The following is a 6,161-nucleotide window of genomic DNA, read 5'->3' as shown; positions in this document are numbered from 1 at the left end:
GATCCCGCCCCGGCCGCCGACCCTCCGCCGCCCGCCGCGCCCGCTCCTGCCGACGCACCCACTCCGGCCGACGCGCCCGCTCCCGAGGCGCCCACCGGCCCGCTCGACGCGGAGGAGGTCGCGCGGATCGTCACGGGGTACACGTTCGAAGAGGAGACGCTCGACCTCGGCGCGCTCGTCAACGGCGACCCGGTCCGCGAGGCGCAGATCCGAATCCCGATCGCGATGACCAACAGACACGGGCTGGTCGCCGGGGCCACCGGCACGGGCAAGACCCGCACCCTGCAGGGGCTCGCCGAGCAGCTCGCGGCCAAGGGCGTGCCGGTCTTCGCGGCCGACATCAAGGGGGACCTCACGGGGGTCGCCACGGCCGGCGAATCGAGCCCGAAGCTCCTGGCCCGCACCGAGGCGATCGGCCAGGCGTGGGAACCGGCGGCATCCGTCACGGAGTACTTCGCGCTCGGCGGCATCGGTACCGGCGTCCCGGTCAGGGCCACCGTCACCGGGTTCGGTCCGCTGCTGCTGAGCCGCGTGCTCGGTCTCAACGAGACGCAGGAGTCGAGCCTCGGCCTCGTCTTCCACTACGCCGACGCGCACGGGCTGCCGCTCGTCGACCTGGCGGACCTGCGCGCCGTCCTCACCCACCTGACCAGCGACGCCGACAAGCCCGAGCTGAAGGACCTCGGCGGGCTGTCCTCCGCCACGGCCGGTGTCATCCTGCGCGAGCTCATCACCTTCGCCGACGGCGGCGCCGACGTGTTCTTCGGCGAGCCGGAGTTCGACGTCCGCGACTTCCTGCGCACCGCCCCCGACGGACGCGGGATCATCTCGCTCCTCGAGGTGCCCGGCATCGCCGACAAGCCCGAACTGTTCTCGACGTTCCTCATGTACCTGCTCGCGGAGCTGTTCGAGATCCTTCCCGAGGTGGGGGATGCCGCCAAGCCCAAGCTCGTGTTCTTCTTCGACGAGGCGCACCTGCTGTTCCGCGACGCGTCGAAGGCGTTCACCGCGGCGATCGTGCAGACCGTGCGCCTCATCCGCTCGAAGGGGGTCGGAGTCTTCTTCGTGACGCAGACCCCGAAGGACGTGCCGGGCGACGTCCTCGGCCAGCTCGGCTCGCGCATCCAGCACGCGCTCCGCGCCTTCACGCCCGACGACGCGAAGGCACTGCGCGCGACGGTGGGCACGTACCCGACTTCGGGCTACGACCTCGAACGCGTGCTGCAGGAGCTCGGCACAGGCGAGGCGATCGTGACCGTCATGAACGAGAAGGGCGCGCCGACGCCCGTCGCCTGGACGCGGCTGCGCGCGCCGCAGGGGCTCATGTCCCCGACCCCGTCGGCCGCCGTGCAGGCCGCCGTCGCGGCGTCGCCGCTGCTCGCGACCTACGGCACCCCGGTCGACCGGGAGTCCGCGCGCGAGATCCTGGCCGCGAAGATGGCGGCGGCGGACGCCGAGGCGGATGCCGCGAAGGCCGCCGCCGACAAGGCGAAGGCCGACGCGGAGTACGCGAAGCAGAAGGCCGCGATGGACAAGGCGCAGAAGAAGGCCGAAGCCGACGCGCAGCGCGAATACGACCGGATCCTCCGCAGCACCGGCGGCCGCACCCGGACCTCGCGTCGCGTCGAGTCCTCGCCGCTCGAGCAGATCCTCGGATCGAAGGCGACGCAGTCGATCATCGGCAGCGTCATCCGCGGCGTGTTCGGGAACGGTCGGCGGTGAGTGCGGCATCCCGCATCCGTCCGTTCCGTCCCGGGGACGAACCCGCCCTCGCCGAGATCTGCCTGCGGACCGCCGACGGCGGCGGCGACGCGACCGGGATCTTCGAGGACGACGCGATCTGGGCCCACATCTGGGTCCTGCCCTACGTCGAACGCCACCCCGACGTGGCTTTCCTCGTCGAGGACGAGGACGGCACCGTCACGGGGTACGTCGTCGCGACGCCCGACACCGACGCGTTCGAGCGGTGGTTCCGCGACGAGTGGTGGCCGCGCCACGCGCACCGCTGGCCGAAGCCCGAGCGCGAGGTCACGCGTCAGGACGGCACCCTGCTCTACGCCCACAGCCGCGGGGAGAAGCCCGAGCGGTACGCCGAGGAGTTCCCCGCGCACCTGCACATCGACCTGCTGCCGCAGGCCCAGGGCAAGGGCGCGGGGCGCCGCCTCATCGAGACGCTCTTCCACGCGCTCCGAGAGCGGGGTGTCTCCGGACTGCACCTCGTGGCGTCGGCGGGGAACACCGGCGCGATGGCCTTCTACACCCGCCTCGGGCTCGCGCCACTGCCCTCGTCGCCGGGGTCCCGCGCCTACGGCGTGAAGCTATGAGCGGTGCACCGGGATCGGCATCGTCGACGTGTCGATGAGCGGGTCGTCGTCCTGACGCTCGACGACCTCGATCGCCTCCTCGCGCGTCTCGACGGTCGGCACCGAGCCGAGCAGCGGTCGCTTCGCGGTCTCCTTCATCGACAGCAGCGCGATCCCGCCCAGCAGCGCGAAGAACATGATGTAGAACGCGGGCATGTAGGTGTTGCCGGTGGCGTCGATGAGGGCCTGACTGAACAGCGGAGTCGTGCCGCCGAAGAGCGAGACCGAGACGTTGTAGGCGATCGCCATCGCGCCGAACCGCGACGCGGTCGGGAACAGGGCCGGCAGTGTGGACGCCGACACGGCGACGTAGAAGGCGACGGGGATCGCCACCATCCCGAGGGCGACGAAGACCGCCCACTCCTGCCCGATCTGCATGATCGCGAACGCCGGGATCATGAGCACGATCGTCGAGCCGGCGGCGATCATGTAGACCGGCCGCCGGCCGATCCGGTCGCTCAGCATCCCGATGAACGGCAGACAGGCCGACATCACGAGCAGCACCGGCACGGTCGCCACGGCCGCGCCGAGGTTCGAGATCCCGACCTCGGTCTCGAGGTAGGTCGGCATGTAGCTCGTGAGGGCGTAGCCGGCAGTGTTCGTCGCCGCGACGATCGCGATGCCGATGAGCACCTCGCGCCAGTGGTGACGGAGGATGCCGCCGATCCCGTGGCGTGCGAGGGGGTCGTCGCGGTCCGGCTCGCCCTCGGTCTCGGCGGCGTTCTCGTAGGCGGGGGTCTCGGGGATCTTGAGGCGGAACCAGATGGCGACGATGCCGAGGGGGATCGCGACGAGGAACGGGATCCGCCACCCGAAGTCGGTCATCGCGGTCTCGCCCCACACCGACTCGGTGATGACGGTGGTGAGGGCGACGACCGAGGCGCCGGCGGCGAAGCCGACGTAGGAGCCCAGGTCGAGCCACGACGACCAGAAGCCGCGTCGCTTGTCGGGGGAGAACTCCGCGACGTACGTGGTGGCGCCGGCGTACTCGCCGCCGGTGGAGAACCCCTGCACCATCTTGAGCAGGTACAGCGGCACGATCGCCCAGAGCCCGATCTGCGCGCTCGTGGGCAGGACGCCGATGAGGGCGGTCGCGACGGCCATCATCGCCATCGTGAAGAAGAGGACCTTCTGCCGACCGATGCGATCGCCGAGCGGGCCGAGGACGAGGCCGCCGATGGGGCGCACGAGGAACGAGATCGCGAACCCGAGGAGGGTGACGAGCAGGTTCCACGGCTCGGGCAGATCGTCCGCGAAGACGACGGAGATCGTGACGGCGAGGTAGCCGTAGATGCCGAAGTCGAACCACTCCATGAAGTTGCCGACGACCGTGCCGCTGATCGCGGTGCGGACGCGCTTCGTGTCGACGACCACCACATCGTCCACGTCGAGGCGTGGCGGGGGCGCCGAGCGGGTGATCGGATCGGAGGACGGGGGTACCGGCTGACGGGATGACCTGGCCATCTCTCCACGGTACGCGCGTGGTCCGCGGCCCGCATCCGTGCGGCTGTCCCTTGACAAAACCCGTCCGTCGAGCGGGGGCCGCACCCCTCCGCGGCCGGTCTATCGTGGCGACATGAGCGAGCTCTCCGCCCCCACCGGCCGCGAATCCGCCCTCGTCGCCCAGCCCCGCGCCGACGGCTCCGCGCCGCGTGCGCTGGTCCTCGGATCGACCGGATACCTCGGCGGACGCCTCGTCCCGCGACTCCTGTCGGCGGGGTACCGGGTGCGGGTGCTCGTCCGCACGCCCGCCCGGGTGAGGGCGTTCGTGTGGGGGAGCGAGGTCGAGGTCGTCGAGGGCGCGGCCGAGGACGCCGACGCCGTCGCCCGCGCCGTCGACGACGTCGACGTGCTCTACTACCTCGTCCACTCGATGGGCGGCGGCGGCGACTTCGAGACGAAGGACCTGCGGGCGGCGGAGACCGCGGCGGATGCGGCGGCCGAGGCATCCGTCGGTCGCATCGTCTACCTCGGGGGTCTGCACCCGGCCGGTGTGGAGCTGAGCCCGCACCTGCGCTCGCGCGTCGAGGTGGGCGAGGTGCTGCTGCACAGCGGCGTCCCCACCCTCGTCCTGCAGGCCGGTGTCGTCATCGGGTCGGGGTCCGCCTCGTTCGAGATGGTGCGTCACCTCACCGACGTGCTGCCGTACATGCCGGCGCCGAAGTGGGTGCGCAACCGCATCCAGCCGATCGCGGTGCGCGACGTGCTGCACTACCTGCTCGCGGCGGCGCGGGTCGACTCGGACGTCAACCGGGCCGTCGACATCGGCGGGCCGGACGTGCTCCGCTACGGCCAGATGATGAACGGGTACGCCGTCGAGGCGGGACTGCGCCAGCGCGCGATCGCCGCGCTGCCGGTGCTCACCCCCGGTCTCGCGTCGCACTGGGTGAACCTCGTGACCCCCGTTCCGCGCGCGATCGCCCGGCCGCTCATCGCGTCGCTGCAGAACGAGTGCATCATGGACGACCACGCCGTCGACGAGCTGCTGCCGCGGCCCGAGGGCGGACTCACCCCCTACCGCGAGGCGGTGCGGCTGGCGCTGCGCAAGGTCGAGGCCGACGCCGTCGAGACGAGCTGGCAGGACGCCGAGGTCTCGTCGGTGCCGAGCGACCCGCTGCCGAGCGACCCCGAGTGGGCCGGCCGGCTCGTGTTCACCGACGAGCAGAGCGCGACGACGTCGGCGAGCACCGAGCAGCTCTGGCGCGTCATCGTCGGGATCGGCGGCGAGAACGGCTGGTACTCGTCGCCGTTCCTGTGGGCCGTCCGCGGCTGGATGGACCGACTCGTGGGCGGTGTGGGCCTGCAGCGCGGGCGCCGCAGCCGCGGCAAGGTCGCGGCGGGCGACGCGATCGACTTCTGGCGCGTCGAGGCCGTCGAGGAAGGGCGACTGCTGCGCCTGCGTGCGGAGATGAAGGTGCCGGGCCTCGCGTGGCTCGAACTGCGCGCGAGCCCCGAGGGGTCGGGCTCACGGTACGACCAGCGCGCCGTCTTCTTCCCGAAGGGGCTCGCCGGACGGCTCTACTGGTTCGCCGTGCTGCCCTTCCACGGCTTCATCTTCCAGGGCATGGCGAACCGCATCGCGGCCGCCGCCGAGCGCGAGGCGCCCGTCGCTTGAGGTCTCAGGCCGTGAGGCGACCGTTCGCGACGCGGACGGTGCGGTCGACGAGGGATGCCGGGACCTCGGCGTGCGAGATGAGCACGACCGCGTGCGACCCGTCGACCGCGCCGAGCAAGTCGGTCAGCAGCGCATCGGCGGCGGACGGGTCGACGCCGGCGGTCGGTTCGTCGAGGATCAGCACGGGAAAGCCGCGCAGCAGGGCGCGCGCGAGCGAGATGCGCTGGGCCTGACCGCCCGAGACGAGCGCGCCGCGCTCGCCGACCCGCGCGTCGAGTCCGCCGCGCGCGCGGAGCCAGTCGCCGAGGCCCACGCGCTCGAGGACGCGCACGAGCTCGTCGTCGGTCGCGGTGTCGCGGGCGAAGAGCAGGTTCTGGCGGATGTCCTCGTCGAAGAGCATCGGATGCTGCTCGCACAGTCCCACGGTCTGTCGCAGGTCGTCGGGGGCGATCGCCTCGACGGGGCGCCCGCCGATCGTGTACTCGCCGGAGACGGCGAGGAAGCGCACGAGGGCGGCGGCGAGGGTCGACTTGCCCGCGCCGCTCGGACCGACGACGTGGATCCGCTCGCCGGGGCGGACGTCGAGGTCCACGTCGGTCAACGCGGGGCGGTCGGCGCCCGGCCAGCGGACCGTGACGCCGCGCAGGCGGAGGCCGTCGCCGAGCGGCGGTGCCTGCCCCGTC

Annotated in this window: 5 protein-coding genes; 3 read left to right on the top strand and 2 right to left on the bottom strand. The window is 72.1% G+C overall.

What is annotated here, in order from left to right:
* Together NH287_RS14515 and NH287_RS14510 are read left to right on the top strand one after the other, a co-directional pair.
* Positions 1-1,722: helicase HerA-like domain-containing protein (locus NH287_RS14515; RefSeq protein WP_290440657.1), on the top strand; the 1,722-nt coding region annotated here is incomplete at its 5' end.
* Positions 1,719-2,324, top strand: coding sequence for a GNAT family N-acetyltransferase (locus NH287_RS14510; RefSeq protein ID WP_253036180.1), 606 nt, complete (start codon positions 1,719-1,721; stop codon positions 2,322-2,324). The genes NH287_RS14515 and NH287_RS14510, both read left to right, overlap by 4 nt.
* On the opposite strand, the gene NH287_RS14505 is transcribed toward NH287_RS14510, so the two are convergent.
* Positions 2,319-3,749 (bottom strand): MFS transporter, encoded by a 1,431-nt coding sequence (locus NH287_RS14505; protein WP_374209397.1) that lies wholly within the window; start codon positions 3,747-3,749, stop codon positions 2,319-2,321. The genes NH287_RS14510 and NH287_RS14505 overlap by 6 nt on opposite strands.
* Positions 3,750-3,939: 190 nt before the next feature.
* Here NH287_RS14505 and NH287_RS14500 point away from each other — a divergent pair, with 190 nt between their 5' ends.
* Complete coding sequence (locus tag NH287_RS14500; protein ID WP_253036178.1) at positions 3,940-5,478, top strand: SDR family oxidoreductase; 1,539 nt, start codon at positions 3,940-3,942, stop codon at positions 5,476-5,478.
* 4 nt (positions 5,479-5,482) lie between these two features.
* Here the strand turns inward: NH287_RS14500 and NH287_RS14495 are convergent.
* A partial coding sequence (locus NH287_RS14495) for an ATP-binding cassette domain-containing protein (protein ID WP_253036177.1) occupies positions 5,483-6,161 on the bottom strand: 679 nt, incomplete at its 5' end.

The organism is Microbacterium sp. CnD16-F (assembly GCF_024124465.1).
GTDB lineage: Bacteria > Actinomycetota > Actinomycetes > Actinomycetales > Microbacteriaceae > Microbacterium > Microbacterium gawkjiense.
The sequence above is the reverse complement of the archived record's forward strand: the minus strand, read 5'-3'. Positions and strand labels throughout refer to the sequence as shown.

Coding starts and splice junctions, on each gene's coding strand:
- NH287_RS14500 (WP_253036178.1), top strand. CDS start 3,940: ATGAGCGAGCTCTCCGCCCCCACCGGCCGCGAATCCGCCCTCGTCGCC.